The sequence below is a fragment of the Caballeronia sp. INDeC2 genome (genome assembly GCF_023631325.1).
GTDB lineage: Bacteria > Pseudomonadota > Gammaproteobacteria > Burkholderiales > Burkholderiaceae > Caballeronia.
The window spans coordinates 184196-208881 of the sequence record NZ_JALQDG010000027.1; the positions used below are offsets into that span (position 1 = coordinate 184196).

A 24686-nucleotide genomic window follows, 5' to 3' on the forward strand; every position below is an offset into this window, starting at 1 on the left:
TTGACGTTCCGCATATGATCTTCGATACGCTATCGTTAATCGATCAGAGACTTCCGATTGAACTCTTGGTTTCTATCTCGGAAATAGGACAAACTAGCTCGATAATCCGGCACCGTTTTACTGAAAGGAGACGGCGATGCACTATTTGTTGATCTACGAACTCTGTTCGGACTATCTGGAGCGCCGCGCGCAGTTTCGCGACGCGCATCTCGCCCTCGCGTGGGCGGCGGTCGAGCGGGGAGACATCGTGCTCGCGGGCGCGCTCGATGCGCCCGCGGATCGCGCGATGCTTCTGTTTCACAGCAACTCGCCCGCCGCCGCGGAAGATTTCGCGAAGAACGATCCGTACGTGAAGAACGGGCTGGTCGAGCGCTGGGAAGTGCGCAAGTGGAACACGGTCGTGGGCGCGAATGCCGCCACGCCCGTGAGATAGCGCGACGACGCGGGCCTCACGCGTCGGCGGTTTCTTCCTCGGGACGATCCCGGCGGGTGGAGCCGCGGCGCTGCGCCGAGCGATAGAGGCTCGTCAGGGTGTCGTCGATCTGCTGCGAACGCTCGAAGAGCGTCGCGAGCCAGTCGACGAACACCGACACACGCGGCGTCGCCTGACGGCTTTTCAGAAACGCCACCGACACCTTGAGCGGCCGCGATTTCCATTGCGGCAGCAATTCGCGCAACTGCCCCGAGCGCAGATACGGCTGCGCCGCGATGCGCAACGGCTGGATCATCCCCAGCCCTTCGATGCCGCATGCGAGGTACGCATGCTCGTCGGCGACCTGCACGAAGCCGCGCATCTTCATCGTGACGGATTCTCCGTCGACATCGAAATCGAAGTCGGCGGGGCGGCCGCTTTTCTCCGAGATGCAATTGACCGCGACGTGCTGCGCGAGGTCGTCGAGCGTTTCGGGCGTACCGTGCCGGTCCAGATACGCCGGACTCGCGCACGTCACCTGTTCGAGCATGCCGAGCCGGCGCGCGATCAGACCCGAATCGGGCAGTTCGCCGAGTTGCACGCTGCAATCGACACCTTCGCCTACGAAATCCACATTGCGATTGCCGATGCCGATCGACAACTCGATGTGCGGATAGCGCGCATGAAACTCCGGCAGCGCGGGCACGACGATCGACGTCGCGACGGTATCCGGCATCTCGACGCGCAGCCGTCCGCGCAGACGCTCCTCGCCCGCGCCGAAACCGGATTCGAGTTCGTCGATATCCGCGAGGATTTGCGCGCAACGCTCGTAGTAAGCGGCGCCGTCGACGGTGAGATTCAGGCGCCGCGTCGTGCGTGCGAGCAATTGCACGCCGACGAGCGCTTCGAGTTGTTGCACGGTCGTCGAAACACTCGCGCGCGGCATGCCGAGCGACTCGGCGGCGCGCGTGAAACTGTTCGTATCGACGACACGCGTGAAGACACGCATGGCATGGACGCGATCGATCACGTTGAGTTTTCCTTTTATAACGATTGAGTGGCGATGCGCGGAAAAAGCGTTTCCACCGCGGCTGTGAAGCTGCGGAAAAAAGGCGCATCGGCGATGGTTAAATCGTAAGGGCGTGAAGCGTCAACGTGAATACACAAAAGTGGAGGATTCTTGCCTGATCCTTTTTGACGACGCGAATGCCGCGAATCAAAGAGCCGGCATTTCGCCGCGCAGACGGCCCGCGAAACCGGTCATGTCCGCGCCCGACGGCGCCTGATACAGCCGCAGGCCCATCTCCGGAAGGATCGACAGCAGATGATCGAACACGTCGCCCTGAATGCGCTCGTATTGCGTCCACGCGGTTGTCGCGGTGAAACAGTAGACCTCGACCGGAATGCCTTCCGATTGCGGCTCCATCATGCGGACCATAATCGCCATGTCCTGGCGGATTTCCGGATGCCGCTGCAAATACGCGAGCCCATACGCGCGAAACGTGCCGATATTCGTGAGCCGCCGCCGGTTCGCGGGCTCGTTAGCGAGTTCACCGAGATTGCGGTTCGCCTGCTCTACTTCGGTCTGCTTCTGTTCCAGATAATCGTGCAGCAGGCGAAAGCGCTTGAGGCGCGCGGTCTCTTCCTCGGTGAGAAAGCGCACGCATTGCGCGTCGATGCGCAACGTTCGCTTGATGCGCCGCCCGCCCGATTCGAACATGTGCCGATAGTTGCGATAGCTCTCCGAAAAAAGCTTGTAGGTCGGCACGGTGGTCACGGTGTTGTCCCAGTTTTGCACCTTGACCGTATGCAGCGCGATGTCCTTCACGAAGCCATCGGCGGCGGCTTGCGGCATCTCGATCCAGTCGCCGATGCGCAGCATGTCGTTCGACGTCAACTGCGTGCTCGCCACGAGCGACAGCAGCGTGTCCTTGAACACGAGCAGCAGCACGGCGGAAAGCGCACCGAGGCCGGAGAGCATCCAGAGCGGCGAGCGGTCGATGAGAATCGACAGCACGAGCACGCCGCACACGAGGGCGAGCGCGAGCTTGCCGATCTGGATATAGCCCTTGATGGAGCGCGTCTGCGCTTCCTTGCTTTCCGCATAGACGTCCTGCCACGCGGACAGCGCGCTGCCCGCCGCGAAGAAAATGCAGATCCACGCGCCGCCGTGCGCGACGCGGCCGATGCCCGTCGCCCAATGGCCGATGCGCGGCACCTCGTCGATGCCGAGCGCGATAGTCGCGAACGGCACCGCGTACCAGAGGCGGTGATACGCGCGATGCTTGATGAACGCGCGGTCCCACTTCTGATGACCGGCGAGCACGAGCAACCGATGCGCGACATACAGCACGATGCGCACGATCACCCATTGCAGGAAGAGCGCGATCAGCGCGAGCGCGACGAGACCCGCGACCAGTTGCGCCCAGGGATGAGCGGCGAGCAGATGGGGCAGCGGATCGGGAAGGAAGTCGAAGTTCATACGGTTGGGTGAGGGCTATGAGCGCATGCGCGTCATGCGCTTTCTCGGCGCGGCGCGCACCGTATTGTGCATGATCGTGCACGTTCGATGCATCGGAAGCGGCCTGCTTGCGCGCCTTATCGAAAACCCGAGTTCGATGAAAATGAATTTTTTTTGGCGGGTTTTTCGAGTAAATATACTTTCATCGCGTTTGATTGCCATGAGAGCGCAGCGCATTCCATGTCCCGTTCACTATCGGTTCGTGCGCCGGCCAACGCCGACGTCCTGATCTCCGCGCGCATCGCGGCGGCCATGCCGACGCTCACGCCGATTCATCGGCGCATGGGTGCGTTCGTGCTGGCGAACCTGTTCCGTTCCGCGACGATGCGCATCGACGAGCTGGCGGGCGCGGTGGGCGCGTCGGTGGCGACGGCGAACCGTTTCGCGCGCGCGCTCGGCTTCTCGGGCTATCCGGCGTTTCGCGAGGCGCTCGTGCGCGGCTTCGAGGCGACCATCGCGCCGGTCGAGCGCTTGCGCACCGCGCTCGAATCGCCGGCGAGCGGGGCCGAAGTATTCGATGCATCGCTCGCGCAGGCGGCAGCGAATCTGCGTCTTGCCCAGACTTCCGTCGATGGCGCGAAGGCCGGCGCGATCGTCGACATGATCCTCGCTGCGCCGCGCATCTTCGTGGTCGGCTATGGCGCGAGCGCGTTCCTCGCGGGATTGATGGAGCACGGACTCACGCCGTACTGCGCGAACGTTCAATCGCTCGCGCTGATGGGCGGACCGTCGCACGCGGCGCGCAGGCTCTTCACGGCGTCGCGCGGCGATGTGCTGATCGCGATCGCTTTCCCGCGTTATGTCGACGACACCATCACGCTGGCGCGGCTCGCGCGCGATCACGGCTTGCGCGTCATCGCGCTCACGGACAGCGCCGCGTCGCCGCTCGCGCAAGTCGCCGACATCCTGCTCGCGATTCACGCCGAACGCAGGCTCGCGGCGAATTGCGACACGGCGGTGCTCGCCGTCGTCGAAGCACTCTGCGATGCAGTCGCGCATCGGGCGAAACGCTCGGTCGAAGCAGCGTCTGGACTGACCGAATTCGTTCTGCCGTGGCTCGTCGCACCGTCGATCGCCAAAGGGCCGCAGACGGTCTCCGCGCCGCGCCGCACGGCCGCGAAACGACACACTCACACGGAACCACGCGAGACATGAACGCCACACCAGTCATTGCCATTCACGGCGGCGCGGGCACGCTTCTGCGCCACGCGATGAACGCCGAAACGGAAGGGCGCTACCACGCGGCGCTCGGCGAGATTTTGAGCGCGGGCGAGCGCATTCTCGCCGCGGGCGGCAACGCGCTCGACGCCGTCACCGAAGCCGTCCGTCTTCTCGAAGACTGTCCGCTCTTCAACGCGGGCCACGGCGCGGTGTTCACGGCGGCCGGCACGCACGAACTCGACGCCTCCGTGATGGACGGCGCGACGCTCGAAGCCGGCGCGATCAGTTGCGTGACGCGCGTGAAGAATCCCGTGCTCGCCGCGCGCCGCGTGCTCGACGTGAGCGAGCACGTGATGTTCACGGCAGCGGGCGCGGAAGCGTTCGCCGCGGCGCAAGGGCTCGAGTTCGTCGAGCCGTCGTACTTCCATACCGAAGCGCGCCATCAGCAATGGCTCAAGGCGCGCGGCACATCGGGCACGATGCTCGATCACGATGCGATGACGAAGTTCGCATTCGACAACGATCCCATCGATCCCGACAAGAAGTTCGGCACCGTCGGCGCGGTCGCGCTCGACGCGAACGGTCATCTCGCGGCGGCGACATCGACGGGCGGCATCACCAACAAGCAGGCGGGCCGCGTCGGCGATGCGCCGTTGATCGGCGCGGGCTGCTATGCGAACGACGCGACCTGCGCCGTCTCGACCACCGGCACGGGCGAGATGTTCATCCGCATGCTTGCGGCGTACGACGTATCGGCGCAAATGGAATATCGCGGTTTGTCGCTGGAAGACGCGGCACACGATGTCGTGACGAACAAGCTGCCGCGCATCGAGGGACGCGGCGGCCTCATCGCCGTTGACGCGAAGGGCAACGTCGTGCTGCCGTTCAACACGGAAGGCATGTATCGCGGCTATGCGCGCGCAGGCGAAGCGCCCGTCACGGCGATCTATCGATGACGACTGCGACCTTGCCCGATTCCCGTGTGATCGACGTGCGCGATCTGTCGGTCTCGTTCCGCTCGCGCTCGCGTACGATCGAAGCCGTACGCAACCTCTCGTTCACCGTGGATCGCGGCGAGACGCTCGCGATCGTCGGCGAATCGGGCTCGGGGAAATCGGTCACGTCGCTTGCGCTGATGCGTCTCGTCGAGCATGGCGGCGGGCGCATCGTCTCGGGCAGCATCGCGTTCAGGCGGCGCAACGGGAAAGTGCTCGATCTCGCGAAGGCGTCGTCCGCGGCGATGCGCAGCGTGCGCGGCGCGGACATCGCGATGATCTTCCAGGAGCCGATGACATCGCTCAATCCCGTGTTCACGGTCGGCGACCAGATCGCGGAAGCCATCGCGCTGCATCAGGGCAAGAGCCGGTCGGAGGCGCGCGCCGAAGCGCTGCGTCTGCTCGATCTCGTGCGCATCCCCGAATCGAAACGCGTGTTCGCGCGCTATCCGCATCAGTTGTCGGGCGGCATGCGCCAGCGCGTGATGATCGCGATGGCGCTCTCGTGCAGGCCCGCGCTGCTGATTGCCGACGAGCCGACCACCGCGCTCGACGTCACGATTCAGGCGCAGATCCTGCAACTCGTGCGCGGCCTGCAGGACGAAATGAACATGGGCGTGATCTTCATTACGCACGACATGGGCGTGGTCGCGGAAGTCGCCGATCGCGTGCTCGTGATGTATCGCGGCGAGAAGGTCGAGGAAGCGCATTCGGACACGCTGTTCCATGCGCCGAAGCATCCCTACACGAAGGCGCTGCTCGCCGCCGTGCCGACCCTCGGCGCGATGCGCGGCACCGATCGCCCCGCGAAATTCCCGATACTCGAAGCGGAGCCGGTGGACATCGCGCCCGACGATGCGAGCGCGTTGCGGCCATCGGAAGCGGTCGAAAAGGAAACGCAGCCCGCCGTCGATGAAACCATCCGGCCGATTCTGCGCGTGCGCGATCTGGTCACTCGCTTTCCGGTGAAGAGCGGCTTGTTCGGCCGCACGACGGCCGCGGTGCATGCGGTCGAGCGCGTGAGCTTCGACCTGCGCCCGGGCGAAACGCTCGCGCTCGTCGGCGAATCGGGCTGCGGCAAATCGACGACGGGACGTTCGTTGCTGCGGCTCGTCGAGAGCCAGAGCGGTTCCATCGAATTCGACGGACGCGACATCAGCAAGCTCGAAGGCCATGCATTGCAGACACTGCGGCGCAATATCCAGTTCATCTTTCAGGACCCGTTCGCGTCGCTCAATCCGCGTCTGACGGTGGGTTTCTCGGTGATGGAACCGTTGCTCGTGCATGGCGTCGCGAGCGGCAAGGAAGCACAGGCGCGCGTCGACTGGCTGCTCGAAAAGGTCGGCTTGCCGCCCGAAGCGGCGCAGCGCTATCCGCATGAATTTTCGGGCGGGCAGAGACAACGCATCGCGATTGCGCGCGCGCTCGCGCTGAATCCGAAAGTCGTGATCGCCGACGAATCCGTCTCCGCGCTCGATGTCTCCGTGCGCGCGCAGATCGTCAATCTGATGCTCGATCTTCAGCGCGAGCTGGGCGTCGCGTATCTCTTCATTTCGCACGACATGGCGGTCGTGGAACGCGTGAGTCATCGCGTGGCCGTGATGTATCTCGGGCAGATCGTCGAGATCGGGCCGCGCGCCGCCGTGTTCGAAGCGCCGCGTCATCCGTACACGCGCAAGCTGATGAGCGCGGTGCCGGTCGCCGACCCGTCGCGCAGGCATGCGAAACGCATGCTCGCCGCCGACGAGATTCCGAGCCCGATCCGCAAGCTCGGCGATGAGCCGATCGTCGCAAAGCTGGTTGCAGTCGGACCAGATCATTTTGTCGCCGAGCATCACGTTGGCGGCGCTTACTAGAAGCACTTCAAAAAGGAGTCCAACGATGCCGTCCTTTCAATTGCGCGCGATGCTCGCAGCAAGCGCGTTCGCCACGCTGACCGCACTCGCGCCCGTCGCGGCGCACGCGCAAAGCACCGCTGTGATGGCGGTCGCTTCGACCTTCACGACGATGGATCCGTACGACGCCAACGACACGCTCTCGCAGGCGGTGGCGAAGTCCTTCTACGAAGGCCTTTTCGGCTTCGACAAGGACATGAAGATCCGCAACGTGCTCGCGACGAGCTACGAGGCGAGCCCCGATGCGAAGGTCTACACGATCCATTTGCGTAAGGATGTGAAGTTCCAGGACGGCACCGATTTCAACGCGGACGCGGTGAAAGCCGTGTTCGACCGCGTGACGAATCCGGACAACAAGCTCAAGCGCTACAACCTCTTCAACAAGATCGACAAGACCGAAGTTGTCGACCCGTACACGGTAAAGATCACGCTGAAGATTCCTTTCTCGGCGTTCATCAACGTGCTCGCGCATCCGTCGGCGGTGATGATCTCGCCGGCCGCGCTCAAGAAGTACGGCAAGGACATCGCGTTTCATCCGGTCGGCACGGGCCCGTTCGAGTTCGTCGAATGGAAGCAGACCGACGACCTGAAGGTGAAAAAATTCACGGGCTATTGGCAGAAGGGTTTGCCGAAGATCGACATGATCGACTGGAAGCCGGTGGTCGATAACAACACGCGCGCGGCGCTCATGCAGACGGGCGAAGCGGACTTCGCGTTTTCGATTCCGTTCGAGCAGGCCGGGACGCTCAAGGCAAGCCCGAAGGTCGATCTGATCGCGGCGCCGTCGATCATTCAGCGCTATGTCAGCATGAACGTGCTGCAAAAGCCTTTCGACAATCCGAAGGTGCGCGAGGCGATGAACTACGCGATCAACAAGGAAGCGCTCGTCAAGGTCGCGTTCGCGGGCTATGCCATGCCCGCAGAAGGCGTGGTGCCGCAGGGCGTCGATTACGCGACGAAGCTCGGGCCGTGGAAATACGATCCCGCGAAGGCGCGCGAATTGTTGAAGGAAGCGGGATACCCGAACGGCTTCGAAACCGTGCTGTGGTCGGGCTATAACCACACGACCGCGCAGAAGATCATCCAGTTCGTGCAGCAGCAACTCGCGCAAGTCGGCGTGAAGACGACGGTCGAAGCGCTCGAAGCGGGGCAGCGCGTGCAGCGCATAGAGAGCGCGCCCGATCCGAAGACGGCGCCCGTGCGCATGCTCTATATCGGTTGGTCGTCGTCGACGGGCGAAGCGGACTGGGCGATCTCGCCGCTGCTCGGCGGCACGTCGTTCCCGCCGAAGCTCTTCAACACCGCGTACTACAAAAACGATCAGGTCGACGACGATCTCTCCAAGGCGCTCGCCACCACGGATCGCGGCGAGAAGGCCAAGCTCTACGCCGATGCGCAAAAGCGCATTTGGGCCGACGCTCCGTGGATTTTCCTCGTCACGGAGAAGGTCGTGTATGCGCGCAGCAAGCGTCTTTCCGGCGCGTACGTGATGCCCGACGGCTCGTTCAGCTTCGACGAGATCGCGATCAAGTAATCGCTTTCGGCCGGACGTGATCGCCCGGCCGCATCTGACTTAAAACGATGCTCAACTTCATCGCCAAACGCCTGTTAGGTCTGCTCCCGACGCTTTTCATCGTCGCGGTGCTGGTGTTCTTCTTTGTGCACATGCTGCCGGGCGATCCCGCGCGGCTCGCCGCGGGCGCGGAGGCCGACGAAGCGACGGTCGCGCTCGTGCGCGCGGATCTCGGCCTCGACAAGCCGCTGCCGCAACAGCTCGTGAGCTTCTTCGGCAAGGTCGTGCATTTCGACTTCGGCATGTCGACGCGCAGCAAGCGGCCCGTGTCGACGGAAATCGCCGAGCGTTTCATGCCGACGTTGTGGCTCACGCTCGCGAGCATGGTGTGGGCGGTGGTCTTCGGCATGACGATCGGCATCGTGTCGGCGGTGTGGCGCAATCGCTGGCCGGATCGATTGGGCATGACGCTCGCGGTATCGGGCATATCGTTTCCGGCCTTCGCGCTCGGCATGCTGCTGATGGAAATCTTCTCGGTGAAGCTCGGCTGGCTGCCTATCGTCGATGACGGCACATGGAAGGGTTACGTGCTGCCATCGATCACGCTCGGGGCTGCGGTGGCCGCCGTGATGGCGCGCTTCACACGCGCGTCGTTCGTGGAAGTGCTCGGCGAGGACTTCGTGCGCACCGCGCGCGCGAAGGGCGTGCACGAACCGATGGTCATCGTGAAGCATTGCCTGCGCAACGCGATGATCCCCGTCGTCACGATGATGGGTCTGCAATTCGGCTTTCTGCTCGGCGGCTCGATCGTCGTGGAGAAGGTGTTCAACTGGCCGGGGCTGGGACGCCTGCTCGTCGATGCGGTCGAGATGCGCGATTACCCCGTGATTCAGGCGGAAGTGCTGCTGTTCTCGCTGGAGTTCATCGTGATCAATCTGATCGTGGACGTGCTGTACGCGATCATCAATCCGACCATTCGTTTCAAGTGAGGACGCGATGAGCGTGGCAGCCGAAAACGCGGTGCAAGCGCCGCAAGAAATCCGCACGCCGTGGACGGAGTTCTGGCGCAAGTTCAGGCAACAGCACATTGCGATGATCGCGGCCGTGTTCGTCTTGCTGCTGATCGTGATCGCGATCATCGCGCCGTATATCGCGCCTTACGATCCGGAGAACTACTTCGATTACGACGCGCTCAACGCCGGTCCATCGGCGGCGCACTGGTTCGGCGTCGATTCGCTGGGGCGCGACATTCTGAGCCGCATACTCGTCGGTAGCCGCATTTCGTTGACGGCGGGCTTGCTCTCCGTCGTGCTCGGCGCGGTGATCGGCACGTTCTTCGGTTTGCTCGCGGGCTATTACGAAGGATGGTGGGACCGCATCGTGATGCGCATCGCGGACGTGCTGTTCGCGTTCCCCGGGATTCTGCTTGCGATCGGCGTCGTCGCGATTCTCGGCAACGGCATGGTCAACGTCGTGTGCGCGGTCGCGATCTTCAGCATTCCCGCGTTCGCGCGGCTCGTGCGCGGCAATACGCTCGCGCTCAAGCATCTCACCTATATCGAGGCGGCGAAGAGCATCGGCGCGTCGGACTGGACGATACTCGCGCGGCATATCCTGCCCGGCACGATATCGTCGGTGGTCGTGTACTTCACGATGCGCATCGGCACGTCGATCATCACGGCGGCGAGTCTGTCGTTCCTGGGACTCGGCGCGCAACCGCCCACGCCCGAGTGGGGTGCGATGCTCAACGAAGCGCGCGCCGACATGGCGATGGCGCCGCACGTCGCGATCTTCCCGAGTCTCGCGATCTTCTTCACGGTGCTCGCGTTCAATCTGCTCGGCGACGGCCTGCGCGATGCGCTCGATCCGAAGCTCGACCGGCCATGACGCATATCGGTCCGCTCGAAGCGGGGCCGCGCGGCACGATCGCCGATGTCGCGGGCGTGACGGTCGGTCATTGCACGCTCGCTGAAGGCGCGGTGCAAACGGGCGTGACGGTGATTCGCCCGCACGACGGCGACGTCTATCGCGACAAGGTGCCGGCCGCCGCGTGCGTGATCAACGGCTTCGGCAAGAGCGTCGGGCTCGTGCAGGTCGAAGAACTCGGCGTGCTCGAAACGCCGGTCGCGCTGACCAATACCTTCGGTGTCGGCACGATCGCGAATGCGCAGATTCGCGCTGCCATCGCCGCGAATCCGGGTATCGGACGCGAGGATCCGAGCGTGAATCCGCTCGTGTTCGAATGCAACGACGGCTATCTCAACGACATGCAGGCGCTCGCGATTCGCGAAGCGCATTACATGAGCGCACTCGATGCGTGCGGCGTCGATTTCGAACGCGGCGCGGTCGGAGCGGGACGCGGCATGTCGTGCTTCGAATTGAAAGGCGGGGTCGGATCGGCTTCGCGCGTCGTGCAGATCAACGAGCACGCATACACGACAGGCGCGCTCGTGCTCGCGAACTTCGGCCGCTTGCCGCAGCTCATGATCTCGGGCGATGCCGTCGGAAAGACGCTGATGAAAGAAGCGAACGCGAAGCCCGAGCAAGGCTCGATCATCATGCTGATCGCAACCGACGCGCCGCTCGACGCGCGTCAGTTGCGCCGTCTCGCGATGCGTTCCGCCGCCGGCCTCGCGCGCACGGGCTCGGTGTACGGTCACGGCAGCGGCGATATCGCGCTGGCGTTCACGACCGCCTACACCGTGCCGCACGATGCGGACTTCATCGCTATACCGCCGCTCATCAGCGACGCGCGGCTCGATCCTCTCTTTCAGGCCGCCGCCGACAGCATCGAACAAGCGATCCTCGATGCGCTCTTCAGCGCGGAGACGGTCGCCGGACGCGATGGCCATCGGCGCATATCGCTCAAGGACGCATTGAGGACAAGACCATGAAAGTGCTGATCTCTGTGGATATCGAAGGTATCGCGGGCGTGTTCCATCCGGAGCAGACGCGCGCGGGCAACGCCGAATACGAACAGGCGCGCCGCTGGATGACGCGCGAGGCGAATGCGGCCGCGCAAGGCGCGTTCGATGGCGGCGCATCGCAAGTGTGGATCAACGATTCGCACGGCGGCTTTCGCAATCTGATGCCCGACCTCATCGATCAGCGCGCGCGTCTCGTGCTCGGCAAGCCGCGCACGCTCGGCATGATGGCGGGGCTGGAAGCATCGCCGGAAGTGGTCTTCATGATCGGCTATCACGCGCGCGCGCAAAGCCGCGGCATCCTCGCGCATACGATCAACAGCGCCGCGTTCGCGCGCGTCACTCTAGATGGCGAGGAAGTCGGCGAGGCGGGGCTTTACGGCAGGCTCGCTGAGGAACACGGCGGGCGTGTCGCGTTACTCACGGGCGACGACGTGTTCGGCGCCGAGACGCTCCCCGCATTTCCCGGCGCGCGTTTTCTATGCGTGAAGACCGCGCACGGCTATTCGAGCGGCGTGACCGAAACGCCCGCCGCGGCATGCGACGCGATCCGGCTCGCCGCGCGCGAAACGATCGAAGCGGCGGCGTCGTCGTCACATGCGAAACGCTCGCCTGTCATCGGCCTTCGCTGCGAACTGCGCGCGCAGACGAGCGCCTTCGCCGATCTCTTCTGCCAATGGCCGGCGCTCGAACGCATCGATGCCGTGACGCTCGCTTTCGATGCGCCTTCAGTCGAACATGTCGTGCGAATACTCAATTGCCTTTCGGCAATGTCCTTCATGATACGGTGAGCGTTTGGACCAAGCGCTTTGAGTATCGTTAGAATGGAGCCATTCGCGAGACCGGCTCTGGTCTTGACGTCTTTTTGCAGACGACGCTCATGCACACGGTGAAGCTCGAACACAATGACGACGAGGTGCTCGACCCCGCCGATCCCCAGCTCGTTACGCGCGGCTCGCTTTTCATCGACGGCCGCGATGCCGGCTGCTGGGAAGAACGGCGCGACGGCACGTGGGCGGCGCATCTGCGGCACAAGGACGGCTGGATCGTCGAGACGAGCCGCGGCGCACTGGTCGAGCGGCTCGCACGCGAGGCACAACGCAGTTAATTTCGAATCGATTTCACACAACTCATGTATCTGTCGATCATCGCCGTGGGGCTCGGCGGCGGCCTTGGGTCGCTGCTCAGATGGGTCCTCGGTCTGCGCCTGAATGCGATTTTTCCGAATCTGCCGCTCGGCACGTTCGCATCGAACGTCATCGCGGGTTACGTCATCGGCGTGGCAGTCGCGTTTTTCGCGCGCTTTCCGGATATCTCGGTGGAATGGCGGCTGTTCGTCATCACCGGGCTGATGGGCGGGCTCTCCACGTTTTCCACGTTCTCGGCCGAAGTGGTCGCGCATTTGCAGCAAGGGCGGCTCGGCTGGGCGCTCGCTGAGATCGCAATCCACGTATGCGCATCGCTGCTGATGACCGCGCTCGGTATCGCGACGGTGGCCGTGGTTTCCTGAAGGCCTCCCGACGGCGCGATTCCGCGATTCGACTCCCTGCAATTTCAACGTTTGCGCGCGCCCGATTTCCGATTCATTCCCGTACAAATTTTCCGCGTTTTCAACGCTAGACCCCCGCTGCCTCGGCAGCGGTTTTTTCTTTTGACAGTAAACGAAGGTGATGAAATGCAAGGGCTGCCTCTCATCGATGTGAGACCGTATCGTGCCAGCGATCTCGACGGTGTGATCGATCTGTTCCAACGCGCCGTTCGCGAAACGGCATCGGCCGACTACAACGAAGCGCAGATCGAAGCGTGGGCGCAAGCCGACCGGGACGAATGGGAGCTCGCCCGCGCGAACCGCCCGACATGGGTCGGGCTCGTCGACGGCGAACTTGCGGGCTTCGCCGATCTCGAAAAAAACGGTCTCATCGACATGATGTTCGTCGATCCGCTGCATCAGCGCAAAAGTGTGGCAACGTCGCTGCTCGCGCGCATCGAAGCCGAAGCGGAAAAAGCCGGCATGCAAACCCTGCATACCTACTCGAGCGTCACGGCGCGGCCTTTCTTCGAGTATTGCGGTTTCACGATGCTCCTGGCGCGTGCGGTCATCGTGCGCGAGCAGCGCTTCGTCCAGTTCGTGATGGAAAAGGTGCTGGAAACGTGAAATCTGTATAGACAAGACGCATGAACTTCCCGGGATGAACCTAGTGATATCCCGGATATCCCCTTGTTTCGTCCTTTCGGCACGTTTAGACTTGAGTCTAACTTGTATAGACAGGACGAACCATGATCACGCTTACGCCCGGAAAACTGACGCTCCCGCAACTGCGCCGCATCGCGCGTGGTTCGGACCCGCTTCAACTCGATGCCGCCAGCTTCGACGCCATCGACGCGAGCGCGCGCGCCGTCGCCGCGATTGCCGCGAAGGGCGATCCGGCTTACGGCATCAATACGGGCTTCGGGCGGCTCGCCAATACGCACATTCCCGCCGATCAACTGGAACTGCTGCAGAAGAATCTCGTGCTGTCTCACGCGGTAGGCGTCGGCGAGCCGATGTCGCGGCCGGTCGTGCGTCTCTTGATGGCGCTCAAGCTGTCGAGCCTCGGGCGCGGTCATTCGGGCATCCGCCGCGAGGTCATCGACGCGCTCATCACGCTCTTCAACGCCGACGTGCTGCCGATCATCCCGATCAAGGGTTCGGTCGGCGCATCGGGCGATCTCGCGCCGCTCGCGCATATGTCGACGGTGCTGCTGGGCATCGGCGAGGTCAGCATTCGCGGTGAGCGCGCGAGTGCGCTCGACGGCCTCACGGTAGCGGGCCTCAAGCCGCTCACGCTGCAGGCGAAGGAAGGTCTCGCGCTGCTGAACGGCACGCAGGCGTCGGCGGCGCTCGCGCTCTACAACCTCTTCGCGATCGAGGATCTGTTCCGTACCGGACTCGTCGCGGGCGCGCTGTCGGTCGATGCGGCGGCGGGTTCCGTCGTCCCGTTCGATGCGCGTATCCACGAACTGCGCGGCCATCGCGGGCAGATCGAGGCGGCGGCGGCGTACCGCACGCTGCTCAAGGGCTCGGGCATCAACCTGTCGCACGCGGACTGCGAGAAGGTGCAGGACCCGTACAGCCTGCGCTGCCAGCCGCAGGTGATGGGCGCGTGCCTCGACCAGATGCGCCACGCGGCGGACATCCTGCTGATCGAATCGAATGCCGTCTCCGATAACCCGCTGATTTTCCCCGACACGGGCGAAGTGCTGTCGGGCGGCAATTTCCACGCGGAGCCGGTAGCGTTCGCCGCCGACAACCTCGCGCTCGCCGCCGCCGAAATCGGCGCGCTCGCGGAACGCCGCATCGCGCTGCTGATCGACGCGACGCTCTCCGGCCTGCCGCCTTTTCTCGTGCGCGACGGCGGCGTCAACTCCGGCTTCATGATCGCGCACGTGACGGCTGCGGCGCTCGCATCGGAGAACAAGACGCTCGCGCATCCCGCATCGGTCGATTCGCTGCCGACATCCGCGAATCAGGAAGACCACGTTTCGATGGCGACGTTCGCCGCGCGCAAACTCGGCGACATTGCCAGCAACACGGCGAACATTCTCGCGATCGAACTGCTCGCGGCGGCGCAGGGCGTCGATCTGCGCGCGCCGCATCAGACGAGCGCGCCCTTGCTCGACGTGATGAAGACGCTGCGCGCGCACGTGGCGCATTACGATCTGGATCACTACTTCGCGCCCGACATCGCCGCGATCGCAACGCTCGTGCAGGACGGCGCGATCGCGCGGCACAGCCCGTTTGCGTTCTCGTCGGAACAGCCTGTATGAGCACGCCCGCGTATCAGGAGATCAAGGACTACATTCTCCGGCGCATTCATATCGGCGAATGGAAGGAGGGCGATCAGGTGCCCTCCGAGAACGAGCTCGCGCGCGAATTCAAGGTCGCGCGCATGACGGTGAACCGCGCGCTGCGCGAGCTGACCGCCGAGCAGGTGCTCACGCGCGTGCAGGGCGCGGGCACCTTCGTCGCGCAGCCGAAATACGCGTCGACGCTCGTCGAAATTCGCAGCATCTCCGATGAAATCGTCGCGCGCGGCCACGCGTATCGCGCGCATGTGCTGCATCTGGGCGCATCGATCGTCGACGAGGCGCTCGCCGACGAAATGCATCTCACGCTCGGCAGCCCGGTGTTTCATTCGCGCGTGCTGCACTTCGAGAACGACGAACCGGTGCAGATGGAAGAGCGTTTCGTGAATCCCGCGCTCGCGCCGGAGTACGCGCGCCAGGATTTCACGGCGATCACGCCGAACCAGTATCTGATGACGGCCGCGCCCTTGCAGCGCGTCGAATACCGGATCGAGGCGTCGGTGCCGTCGGCGGAAATCCGGCTCGCGCTCGCGATGGCGGAGCACGAGCCGTGTCTGCTGCTGCATCGGCGCACGTGGTCGCGCGACGCGGTGGCATCGGTCGCGAATCTCTGGCATCCGGGCGACCGTTATCAATTCACGGGGCACTTCTGAACGCCATGATCATTCGAGCCGGTTCGCTCGTGGCCACGCCCTGGAAGAACGGCGGCGGCGTGACGCGCGAGATCGCGGCGGGGCCGCTTGGCGCGTCGCTCGATGCGTTCGCTTGGCGTTTGTCGATGGCTGACGTGGCATCCGACGGCGCTTTCTCGCGTTTCGCGGGCGTCGATCGCGTGCTCGTGCTGCTCGATGGCGCGGGCATGCGTCTCGAGCAAGCGGACGGCCGCGTACATACGCTCGACGCGCCGCTCGCGATCGCGCGCTTTGCGGGCGAAACGCCGATTCACGCGACGCTGATAAACGGCCCGACGCGCGATTTCAACGTGATGGTGCGCCGCGGTCGCGCCCGCGCGACGGTGGATGTCCGGCGCGCATCGTGCTCGCCGGATGCCCGTCACGATCTGACTTTCATCTTCTGCGTGCGTGGAAGGATCGATATCAAAGCCGCCGGAGACACGCGGCATACGCTCGAAACGGGCGACACGCTGCGTCTCGATCGTGCGGCCGAACTGCAATTCGAGGCATCGGACGACGCGGCCTGGCTGCACATCGGCATCGACGATTTGTGATCGGCCGCGCATCGATATAAAAAGGGAGACGGGAACATGAGCGCATTCTTCGCGGATCACGCGCGCCTCGCCGATGGATGGCGGCGCAACGTGCTGCTCGAATGGGACGATGACGGTACGCTGGTCCGGGTTGCGCCCGACAGCGCGGCGCCCGCGGGCGCCGAACGCGCAAAAGGCCCGGTCGTGCCCGGCATGCCCAACCTGCACTCGCACGCGTTCCAACGGGCGATGGCCGGCCTCACCGAATATCGCGCGAGCGTCGCCGACACCTTCTGGAGCTGGCGCGATCTGATGTATCGCTTCGCCGCGCGGATCGGCCCGGAGTCGCTCGCGGACATTGCGCACTGGCTCTACATCGAGATGCTCAAAGCGGGCTACACGTCGGTGTGCGAGTTCCATTACGTGCATCACGCGCCCGGCGGTGCGCCGTATGCGAATCGCGCGGAACTCGCCGAGCGCGTCGTCGATGCGGCCGGGCGCGCGGGCATCGGCATCACGATGTTGCCGGTGCTGTACGAGCACGGCGGTTTCAACAAGGCCGCGCCGCGCGACGATCAGCGGCGCTTTCTCAACACGCCCGACGCGCTGCTCGCGCTCATCGACTCGCTCGCCCGCGCGCGGCCCGAGAACGGCATGCGGCGTTACGGCGTCGCGCCGCATTCGTTGCGGGCGGTATCGGGCGAATCGCTCGCGGCGGTGCTCGAAGGCCTGGATGCGCGCTTCGACCGTGCGCCGGTGCATATCCATGTCGCGGAGCAGACGGCCGAAGTCGAGGCGTGCGTCGCGGCGACGGGCCGCCGTCCGGTGCAATGGCTGCTGGACCATTTCAACGTCGACGAGCGCTGGTGCCTCGTACACGCGACGCACATCGACGCCGGCGAATGCGCGCGTCTCGCGGGAAGCGGCGCGGTCGCGGGCCTGTGTCTCACGACCGAGGCGAATCTCGGCGACGGCGTCTTTCCGTCGCGCGATTATCTCGATGTGGGTGGGCGCATCGGCGTCGGTTCGGATAGTCATGTCGGCGTGGACTGGCGCTCCGAGCTGCGTCTGCTCGAATACGGCCAGCGCCTGTGCCGTCAGCAGCGCAACGTGCTCGCGTCGCCGACGCAGAGCCGTCCCGCCGATCGTCTCTTCGACGCCGCGCTCGACGGCGGCGCGCACGCGACTAGACGCCCTGTCGGCGCGCTCTCGCAGGGAATGCGCGCCGACTGGCTCGTGCTCGACGACGCGCATCCGGGCATCGGCGGACATGCGCCCGAAACGTGGCTTTCGAGCGCGGTCTTCTGCGAACATGGCGACACGCCGGTCCGCGATGTCTTCGTCTCCGGCCGCAAGGTGATCGACGCGCGCCGTCACGCGCAGGAAGACGAAGCGCTTGCCCGCTATCGCGCCGCGTTGCGCGGCTTGCTCGATTGAGGTCATTCATGAACGACTCTTCGATTTTCACGCTGGAGCGCGGCAACGCGCCGCTGCTGATTTCGATTCCGCACCGCGGCACGCAGATTCCCTGCGCGCTCGCCGATGAGATGACGCCCGTCGCACAACTCACCGAGGATTGCGACTGGCATCTCGAGCGGCTTTACGCGTTCGCACGCGAGCTGGGCGCATCGATACTGACGCCGCATTACGCGCGCTATGTCGTCGATCTGAACCGTCCGCCCGACGACGCGAATCTCTATCCCGGCCGCGACACGACGGGACTATGTCCGGTCGACACCTTCGACAAGGCGCCGCTCTACAAGCCGGGCCACGAGCCGTCGCGCGAGCAGATCGATGCGCGTCGCGCGATGTACTGGCAGCCTTATCACGATGCCCTCGCCAGTGGACTCGACGCGCTGCGGCAGGCGCACGGCCGCGTGCTGCTGTGGGAAGCGCATTCGATCCGCTCGGTCGTACCGCGTTTTTTCGACGGACGCCTGACCGATTTCAACTTCGGCACGGCGGACGGCGCATCGGCGGTGCCGGGGCTGGCCGAGCATCTCGCGGGAATCGTCGAGCGCGACGGCCGCTTTTCGACAGTGGCCAACGGCCGCTTCAAGGGCGGCTACATCACGCGGCGATACGGCCAGCCCGAGCAGGGCGTTCACGCGGTTCAACTGGAGTTGACGCAGATCAGCTACATGGAAGAATCGTCGCCGTTCGCTTACGACGAAGCCAAGGCGAACTCGATCGAGCCTTTGCTGCGCGAACTCCTGACAGCCGCGCTTACCTACACGACCGCCGCGTAAAAACTGGCGCGTGAATGGCGATCGTCTGGCGATGTCGCAATGACGACTCGATTGCGCGCGCCTTTCCGACCCGCGCGTGCGAGTAGTTAATGCAGTAAAAACAATGACTTGATCGAATATAGCGAGACCTCGATGCGCTTCGCGTCGCGAAACGGATTGTTGCGATCCCGACAATTATGTTTCGTGAAAATTGGGGTTTCCCCTAGGGCGGCGGCCTCCTACACTGTCTTCAAGCGAAACGAAATCAGAAACCACTTAAAAAGCTTCCGATTCAGTTTCGATTTCAAAACAAGACTATTGGAGGTTCATCATGATCAAGGCATTCGTTCCCGCACTCGTCATCGCCAGCGCTCTGGCCGCTCCGACTTTCGCGTTCGCGCAAGACAACGCGCCGGTGACCCGCGCTCAAGTGCGCGCGGAACTGGTTCAACTGGAAAAGGCCGGCTACGATCCGTCGACCGATCGCGTGAACTACCCGCAAAACATTCAGGCCGCCGAAGCGCGTGTGAACGCTGAGAATGGTGGATCGGCATACGGTCCTTCGACGGCTGGCACTTCGCAATCGGGCGCAGCCGCGCCGGTCGCGCGCGCTAACGTGTCGATGTCGGATCGCAATTCGGTCTACTTCGGTCACTGATCGGCTCTCGAAGTCGAGCTCGACGATCTCGAAGTCGAGCTCGACGAAGCAGTAGCAGTGAGCAGCAGCAGCGGTAGATGGTGCAGCAAAGCGTTGGCAGTATCAGTCTCTTGCGAGAAATGCAGTTGCAGTACCGCAGTGAAGCAGCGCAGCAGTAAGTACAAGCAGTAAGGAAGTCGAACGCCGGCCGCTATCGAGCGACCGGCGTTTTTTATTGCGCGTCCCGTTTCTCTTCGACGCGAGGCGAGACCGCGCCGCACGCGCGAATCACGAGGCGCACGACTTCCTCCGTCTGCTCCTCGAAGGCCTTGCGAGTGAGCGCGCGCTTGCCTTTCAATGCGCGGATCTGCGCATCGAAGTCGGCGTAATGCTGCGTGATCGCCCAGATCATGAACATGAACGTGTCCGGCTCGACCGGCGCGAGCAGGCCGCGCGCGATCCAGCTTTCGATCACGATGACGCGAGTATCGAGCCACGGCTTCACGCGCTCGTTGAGGATGTCCTGCATGTGACGCGCGCCGTGGATGATCTCGCTCGCCCACACTTTCGAGCCGAGCGGCCGGCGTCTGGACAACTCCATCTTCGCGCGCACGTAGCCGCCGATCGCTTCCACCGGATCGTCGCTGCATTCGAAGGTGTCCGCCGCGCGATGCCAGTCCTCGAACAAATCTTCCAGCACGCGGCGATAGAGCGCGAGCTTCGTCGGGAAGTAGTAATGCAGGTTGGCCTTCGGCAAGCCGGCACGTTCGGCGATCATCGCCGTGCTTGCGCCTTCCAATCCTTTTTCCGCGAAAACTTCTTCGGCGCACGCCAGCAGCTGCGCTTCGTTGCTCTCGCGAATCTGCGCCTTGCGTCGCCGCAAAGGTGGCGCGGAGTCCGCGTGTTCGGTCATGCCGTCAGCCGCGTCGTCGTGTCTCATCGTCGATTTGATCTTTCGTGTGTGCCGCATCGTGCCTCATTCGCGCCGATCCTGCACGCGGCGCTGCATCGCGTCGAAAAGGGCGTTACGGCCAATGCCTGTCGATGCTGCATTGCAATGGCACGGTTATCGCTTAGATTGCTCCGTGTTTGTCCGCACACGAAAGTCGTTGATTTGCTTATTTTAATCGGCTACAACCTGTCCAACCGGACAGGATTTGAAGAACGCTCGAAAAAGCGAAGAAGCGTGTCGTGCGCATCAGGCATCGCATGACAGAAGTGTGCACCGGGCGCGTGCAGCATCGCACCGTAGGCGCCCGGCGTGCACGAAACGAAGTCACTCACGTACGAAGTCGATCGTAAGGAGCGAGGCGAATGAACGTCGTAACGGATGCAATCAGAGAGGCGGGTCTCGATACGTCCATCCAGGTGAATGGCCAGCGTCTGTGGGACAGCCTGATGACGATGGCCAAAATCGGCGCGACACCCAAAGGCGGCGTGTGCCGGCTCGCGCTGACCGATCTCGACAAGCAAGGGCGCGATCTCATCGTTAGTTGGGCTAAAGAAGCGGGTTGCACCGTGAGCGTCGATCAGATGGGCAACGTGTTCATGCGCCGCGCCGGACGCAATCTCGATGCGCTGCCGGTCATGACCGGCTCGCATGCGGATTCGCAGCCCACTGGCGGGCGCTTCGACGGCATCTACGGCGTGCTCGGCGGACTCGAAGTGATCCGCTCGCTCAACGATCGCGGCATCGAGACCGAGCATCCGATCGAAGTCGTCATCTGGACCAACGAGGAAGGTTCGCGCTTCGCGCCCGCGATGGTCGCATCGGGCGTGTTCGCGGGTGTGTTCTCGCTCGATTACGGCCTCTCGCGCAAGGACGTCGACGGCAAGACGATCGGCGAGGAACTGAAGCGCATTGGTTATGCGGGCGATCTGCCGTGCGGCGGCCGCAAGCTGCATGCGGCGTTCGAGTTGCATATCGAGCAAGGCCCGATTCTCGAAGCCGAGGACAAGACGATCGGCGTCGTCACCGATGCGCAAGGTCAGCGCTGGTACGAGATCACGCTGACGGGCCAGGAAGCGCACGCGGGCCCGACGCCGATGCCGCGCCGCAAGGACGCGCTGCTCGGCGCATCGCGCGTGGTCGATCTCGTGAACCGCATCGGCCTCGACAACGCGCCGCTCGCCTGCGCGACCGTCGGCATGATGCAGGTGCATCCGAACTCGCGCAACGTGATTCCGGGCCGCGTATTCTTCACCGTCGATTTCCGTCATCCCGACGATGCCGTGCTCGCGCGCATGGACGCCGCGCTGCGTGAAGGCGTCGCGCGTATTGCCGGCGAGATCGGCTTGCAGACCGAGCTCGAACAGATCTTCTACTACGAGCCCGTCAGATTCGATGCCGCGTGCGTCGCGTCCGTGCGCGCGGCGGCGCAGCGCTTCGGCTATTCGCATCGCGACATGGTGTCGGGCGCGGGCCACGACGCGTGCTATCTCTCGCAAGTCGCGCCGACGTCGATGGTCTTCGTGCCGTGCGTCGACGGCATCAGCCATAACGAAATCGAAGACGCGAGCCAGGAATGGATTGAGGCGGGCGCGAACGTGCTTCTGCACGCGATGCTGGAGCGCGCCTCGGAACACGTTTCATCCACGTAAAGCAGCGCTCTTTCGTCTCACGTTCATCGTCGTCCGAGCCATTGCGCGCGGATGACGGGCACTCGTACGTCCCCACAAGGAACGCGCATGACCATAAAAACGACCGGCGATATAGCGAGCCATCGCCTCACGCAGGAACAGCTCGCATGCGAATTCTCGGACGTCGCGCCGTTGCTCGACGCCACCGCCGCAGCGGCCGCCGCGAGCCGCTGCCACTACTGCTACGACGCGCCGTGCGTGCAGGCCTGCCCGACGAGCATCGACATTCCGAGCTTCATCCGCAAGATCGGCAACGGCAATCTGAAGGGCGCGGCCGTCGATATCCTCTCGGCCAATCCGCTCGGCGGCATGTGCGCGCGCGTGTGCCCGACCGAGATCCTGTGCGAAGGTAGTTGCGTACGCAATCATCCGGGCGACGATCCCGTGAAGATCGGCGCGTTGCAGCGTCATGCGACGGACTGGGCGATGGCGAAAGGCGCGCCGCTTTTCAAACGCGCTGCGGAGACGGGCAGGCGCGTGGCGATCGTCGGCGCGGGACCGGCGGGGCTTGCGTGCGCATATCGGCTCGCGCTGGCGGGCCATCATGCGGTGATCTTCGATGCGCGTGACAAACCCGGCGGCCTGAACGAGTACGGCATCGCCGCATACAAGACGGTCGAGGATTACGCGCAGCGCGAAATCGAATGGCTCTATTCGATCGGCGGCATCGAGATCAAGGCGGGTCACGCGCTCGGCCGCGACTTCACGCTGGACGAATTGCGCAAGCAATACGACGCGGTGTTCATCGGCTTCGGTCTTGCGGGCGTGCGCGAACTGGCGCTCGAAGGCGAGACGTTGGACGGCGTGATGAACGCGGTCGATTTCATCGAGCAAGTGCGCCAGGCCGACGACCTCGCGAATGTGCCGGTGGGCCGGCGCGTCGTCGTGATCGGCGGCGGCAACACGGCCGTCGATGCATGCGTGCAGGCCGCCAAGCTCGGCGCGGCGAACGTGACGATGGTCTACCGGCGCGGCGTCGAGAACATGAGCGCGACGTGGGCCGAGCGCGAGTTTGCGCAGACCAACGGCGTAAGCATCGTCACGCATGCGAAGCCGGTGCGTCTCATCGGCGATGGCGGACACGTGACCGGCGTCGAATTCGAGCGCGACACGGAGCGCTTCGTCATCGACGCGGACATGGTGCTGAAGGCGATCGGTCAGACGCTCGTGCCCGTCGGCATCGACCGCGCGTTGCTGACGCTCGACGGCGGGCGCATCGTCACCGACGAGAATCGTCAGACGACGCTCGCGAAAGTGTGGGCCGGCGGCGATTGCGCGACCCATGAAGGACTCGATCTCACCGTGCAGGCCGTGCAGGACGGCAAGCTCGCGGCGGCGTCCATCGACGCGTCGTTCGAGCTGACTGCGATCAAAGCCGCCTGAAGAACATAAGGAGCCGCATAAACATGGCCGATCTGACCTGCAACATCGCCGGCATTACATCGCCGAATCCTTTCTGGCTCGCGTCCGCGCCGCCGACCGACAAGGCCTATAACGTCAACCGCGCGTTTGAGGCGGGTTGGGGCGGCGTCGTGTGGAAGACGCTCGGGCTCGATCCGCATGTCGTCAACGTGAGCTCGCGTTATGGCGCGGTGCAATGGAACGGGCAGCGCATCGCCGGATTGAACAACATCGAACTGATCACCGATCGTCCGCTCGACGTGAACCTGCGCGAGATCGAACAAGTGAAGCGCGACTGGCCTGACCGCGCGCTGATCGTCTCGTTGATGGTCCCGTGCAACGAGCGCGACTGGAAGTGGATCCTCACGCAAGTCGAGGACACGGGCGCGGATGCGGTCGAACTGAACTTCGGCTGTCCGCATGGCATGAGCGAGCGCGGCATGGGCGCGGCGGTGGGGCAGGTGCCCGAGTATGTCGAGATGGTCACGCGCTGGGTAAAGGAAGGCACGAAGCTGCCGTGTCTCGTGAAGCTCACGCCCAATATCAGCGATATTCGCATGGGCTCGCGCGCCGCGTTCAAGGGCGGCGCGGACGGCGTGTCGCTCATCAACACGATCAACTCGATCGTCGCGGTAGATCTCGATCAGATGGCGCCGCTGCCGGCCGTCGACGGCAAGGGCACGCACGGCGGTTATTGCGGTCCCGCGGTGAAGCCGATCGCGCTCAACATGGTCGCGGAAATCGCGCGTGATCCGGAGACGCCTAATCTGCCCATCTCGGGCATCGGCGGCATCTCGTCGTGGCGCGATGCGGCTGAATTCATGGTGCTGGGCGCGGGCAGCGTGCAGGTGTGCACGGCGGCGATGCACTACGGCTTTCGCATCGTGTCCGATCTCGCCGACGGCCTCTCGAACTGGATGGACGAGAAAGACTACGCGACGCTCGACGACATTCGCGGCCGCGCCGTGCCGAACGTCACGGACTGGAAGTACCTCAATCTCAAGTACGACATCAAGGCGCGCATCGATCAGGACAAGTGCATCCAGTGCGGGCTGTGTCATATCGCGTGCGAGGACACATCGCATCAGGCGATCCTGAAGGAGAAAGACGGCAAGCGCCATTTCGAAGTGGTCGATTCGGAATGTGTCGGTTGCAATCTGTGCATGCACGTGTGCCCGGTCGAGCAGTGCATCACGATGGAACGCGTCGATGCGGGCGAATACGCGAACTGGACCACGCATCCGAACAATCCCGCTCGCGTCGATGCGGAGGAACCCGCGAAAGCGGCATAACGTGACATAGCGCT

The 24686-nt window shown here is 63.9% G+C and carries 24 protein-coding genes; 21 read left to right on the plus strand and 3 right to left on the minus strand.

Annotated features, from left to right (window positions below):
* Nucleotides 1–136 precede the first annotated feature (136 nt).
* Entirely contained in the window at nt 137–433 is a 297-nt protein-coding gene (locus NCS28_RS16405) for a YciI-like protein (protein WP_250514804.1), read from the plus strand.
* Between the two features lie 16 nt (nt 434–449).
* Here the strand turns inward: NCS28_RS16405 and NCS28_RS16410 are convergent, their stop codons facing one another.
* A complete protein-coding gene (locus NCS28_RS16410) occupies nt 450–1442 on the minus strand; it encodes a LysR family transcriptional regulator (protein WP_250514805.1) in 993 nt (330 codons plus the stop codon).
* A 186-nt stretch (nt 1443–1628) separates the two neighbouring features.
* The gene (locus tag NCS28_RS16415; protein ID WP_250514806.1) at nt 1629–2894 is read right to left on the minus strand and encodes a mechanosensitive ion channel family protein; all 1266 of its coding nucleotides are present in this window, start codon (nt 2892–2894) and stop codon (nt 1629–1631) included.
* A gap of 219 nt (nt 2895–3113) precedes the next feature.
* Here NCS28_RS16415 and NCS28_RS16420 point away from each other — a divergent pair, with 219 nt between their 5' ends.
* From NCS28_RS16420 to NCS28_RS16500, 17 genes are all read left to right on the plus strand, one after another.
* Nucleotides 3114–4088 (plus strand): MurR/RpiR family transcriptional regulator, encoded by a 975-nt coding sequence (locus NCS28_RS16420; protein ID WP_250514807.1) that lies wholly within the window; start codon nt 3114–3116, stop codon nt 4086–4088.
* A complete protein-coding gene (locus NCS28_RS16425; RefSeq protein ID WP_250514808.1) occupies nt 4085–5050 on the plus strand; it encodes an isoaspartyl peptidase/L-asparaginase family protein in 966 nt (321 codons plus the stop codon). Before NCS28_RS16420 ends, NCS28_RS16425 begins: the two co-directional genes overlap by 4 nt.
* On the plus strand, nt 5047–6945 hold the full coding sequence (locus NCS28_RS16430; RefSeq protein WP_250514809.1) for a dipeptide ABC transporter ATP-binding protein: 1899 nt from the start codon (nt 5047–5049) through the stop codon (nt 6943–6945). Before NCS28_RS16425 ends, NCS28_RS16430 begins: the two co-directional genes overlap by 4 nt.
* Before the next feature lie 25 nt (nt 6946–6970).
* A complete protein-coding gene (gene gsiB / locus NCS28_RS16435) occupies nt 6971–8518 on the plus strand; it encodes a glutathione ABC transporter substrate-binding protein GsiB (RefSeq protein WP_250514810.1) in 1548 nt (515 codons plus the stop codon).
* A 47-nt stretch (nt 8519–8565) separates the two neighbouring features.
* Nucleotides 8566–9486, plus strand: coding sequence for a glutathione ABC transporter permease GsiC (gene gsiC, locus NCS28_RS16440; RefSeq protein WP_250514811.1), 921 nt, complete (start codon nt 8566–8568; stop codon nt 9484–9486).
* Between the two features lie 7 nt (nt 9487–9493).
* Nucleotides 9494–10384, plus strand: coding sequence for a glutathione ABC transporter permease GsiD (gene gsiD / locus NCS28_RS16445; protein WP_250514812.1), 891 nt, complete (start codon nt 9494–9496; stop codon nt 10382–10384).
* Nucleotides 10381–11391, plus strand: coding sequence for a DmpA family aminopeptidase (locus NCS28_RS16450; RefSeq protein WP_250514813.1), 1011 nt, complete (start codon nt 10381–10383; stop codon nt 11389–11391). The genes gsiD and NCS28_RS16450 overlap by 4 nt, the downstream gene beginning before the upstream one ends.
* Nucleotides 11388–12212, plus strand: a complete 825-nt coding sequence (locus NCS28_RS16455) for a M55 family metallopeptidase (RefSeq protein ID WP_250514814.1) — start codon at nt 11388–11390, stop codon at nt 12210–12212. Before NCS28_RS16450 ends, NCS28_RS16455 begins: the two co-directional genes overlap by 4 nt.
* A gap of 89 nt (nt 12213–12301) precedes the next feature.
* Nucleotides 12302–12529, plus strand: coding sequence for a hypothetical protein (locus NCS28_RS16460; RefSeq protein WP_250514815.1), 228 nt, complete (start codon nt 12302–12304; stop codon nt 12527–12529).
* 24 nt (nt 12530–12553) lie between these two features.
* Nucleotides 12554–12931 (plus strand): fluoride efflux transporter CrcB, encoded by a 378-nt coding sequence (gene crcB / locus NCS28_RS16465; RefSeq protein ID WP_250514816.1) that lies wholly within the window; start codon nt 12554–12556, stop codon nt 12929–12931.
* Between the two features lie 165 nt (nt 12932–13096).
* On the plus strand, nt 13097–13576 hold the full coding sequence (locus NCS28_RS16470; RefSeq protein WP_250514817.1) for a GNAT family N-acetyltransferase: 480 nt from the start codon (nt 13097–13099) through the stop codon (nt 13574–13576).
* A 122-nt stretch (nt 13577–13698) separates the two neighbouring features.
* On the plus strand, nt 13699–15228 hold the full coding sequence (hutH, locus tag NCS28_RS16475) for a histidine ammonia-lyase (RefSeq protein ID WP_250514818.1): 1530 nt from the start codon (nt 13699–13701) through the stop codon (nt 15226–15228).
* On the plus strand, nt 15225–15920 hold the full coding sequence (hutC, locus tag NCS28_RS16480) for a histidine utilization transcriptional repressor HutC (RefSeq protein ID WP_250514819.1): 696 nt from the start codon (nt 15225–15227) through the stop codon (nt 15918–15920). Before hutH ends, hutC begins: the two co-directional genes overlap by 4 nt.
* 5 nt (nt 15921–15925) lie before the next feature.
* Nucleotides 15926–16495, plus strand: coding sequence for a HutD/Ves family protein (locus NCS28_RS16485; protein ID WP_250514820.1), 570 nt, complete (start codon nt 15926–15928; stop codon nt 16493–16495).
* A 36-nt stretch (nt 16496–16531) separates the two neighbouring features.
* On the plus strand, nt 16532–17911 hold the full coding sequence (locus NCS28_RS16490; protein ID WP_250514821.1) for a formimidoylglutamate deiminase: 1380 nt from the start codon (nt 16532–16534) through the stop codon (nt 17909–17911).
* Between the two features lie 8 nt (nt 17912–17919).
* Nucleotides 17920–18723, plus strand: coding sequence for an N-formylglutamate deformylase (gene hutG / locus NCS28_RS16495; protein WP_250514822.1), 804 nt, complete (start codon nt 17920–17922; stop codon nt 18721–18723).
* Nucleotides 18724–19036: 313 nt separating this feature from the next.
* Nucleotides 19037–19360, plus strand: coding sequence for a DUF4148 domain-containing protein (locus NCS28_RS16500; protein WP_250515036.1), 324 nt, complete (start codon nt 19037–19039; stop codon nt 19358–19360).
* A gap of 211 nt (nt 19361–19571) precedes the next feature.
* Here the strand turns inward: NCS28_RS16500 and NCS28_RS16505 are convergent, their stop codons facing one another.
* The gene (locus tag NCS28_RS16505) at nt 19572–20279 is read right to left on the minus strand and encodes a TetR/AcrR family transcriptional regulator (protein WP_250514823.1); all 708 of its coding nucleotides are present in this window, start codon (nt 20277–20279) and stop codon (nt 19572–19574) included.
* A gap of 374 nt (nt 20280–20653) precedes the next feature.
* Between NCS28_RS16505 and NCS28_RS16510 the strand changes: the two genes are divergently transcribed.
* From NCS28_RS16510 to preA, 3 genes are all read left to right on the plus strand, one after another.
* Nucleotides 20654–21940: a Zn-dependent hydrolase gene (locus NCS28_RS16510; RefSeq protein WP_250514824.1), complete on the plus strand. Its 1287-nt coding sequence runs from the start codon at nt 20654–20656 to the stop codon at nt 21938–21940.
* Nucleotides 21941–22027: 87 nt separating this feature from the next.
* Entirely contained in the window at nt 22028–23362 is a 1335-nt protein-coding gene (locus NCS28_RS16515; RefSeq protein WP_250514825.1) for an NAD(P)-dependent oxidoreductase, read from the plus strand.
* 23 nt (nt 23363–23385) lie between these two features.
* Nucleotides 23386–24672 (plus strand): NAD-dependent dihydropyrimidine dehydrogenase subunit PreA, encoded by a 1287-nt coding sequence (gene preA, locus NCS28_RS16520; RefSeq protein WP_250514826.1) that lies wholly within the window; start codon nt 23386–23388, stop codon nt 24670–24672.
* The last annotated feature ends 14 nt before the right edge of the window (nt 24673–24686 follow it).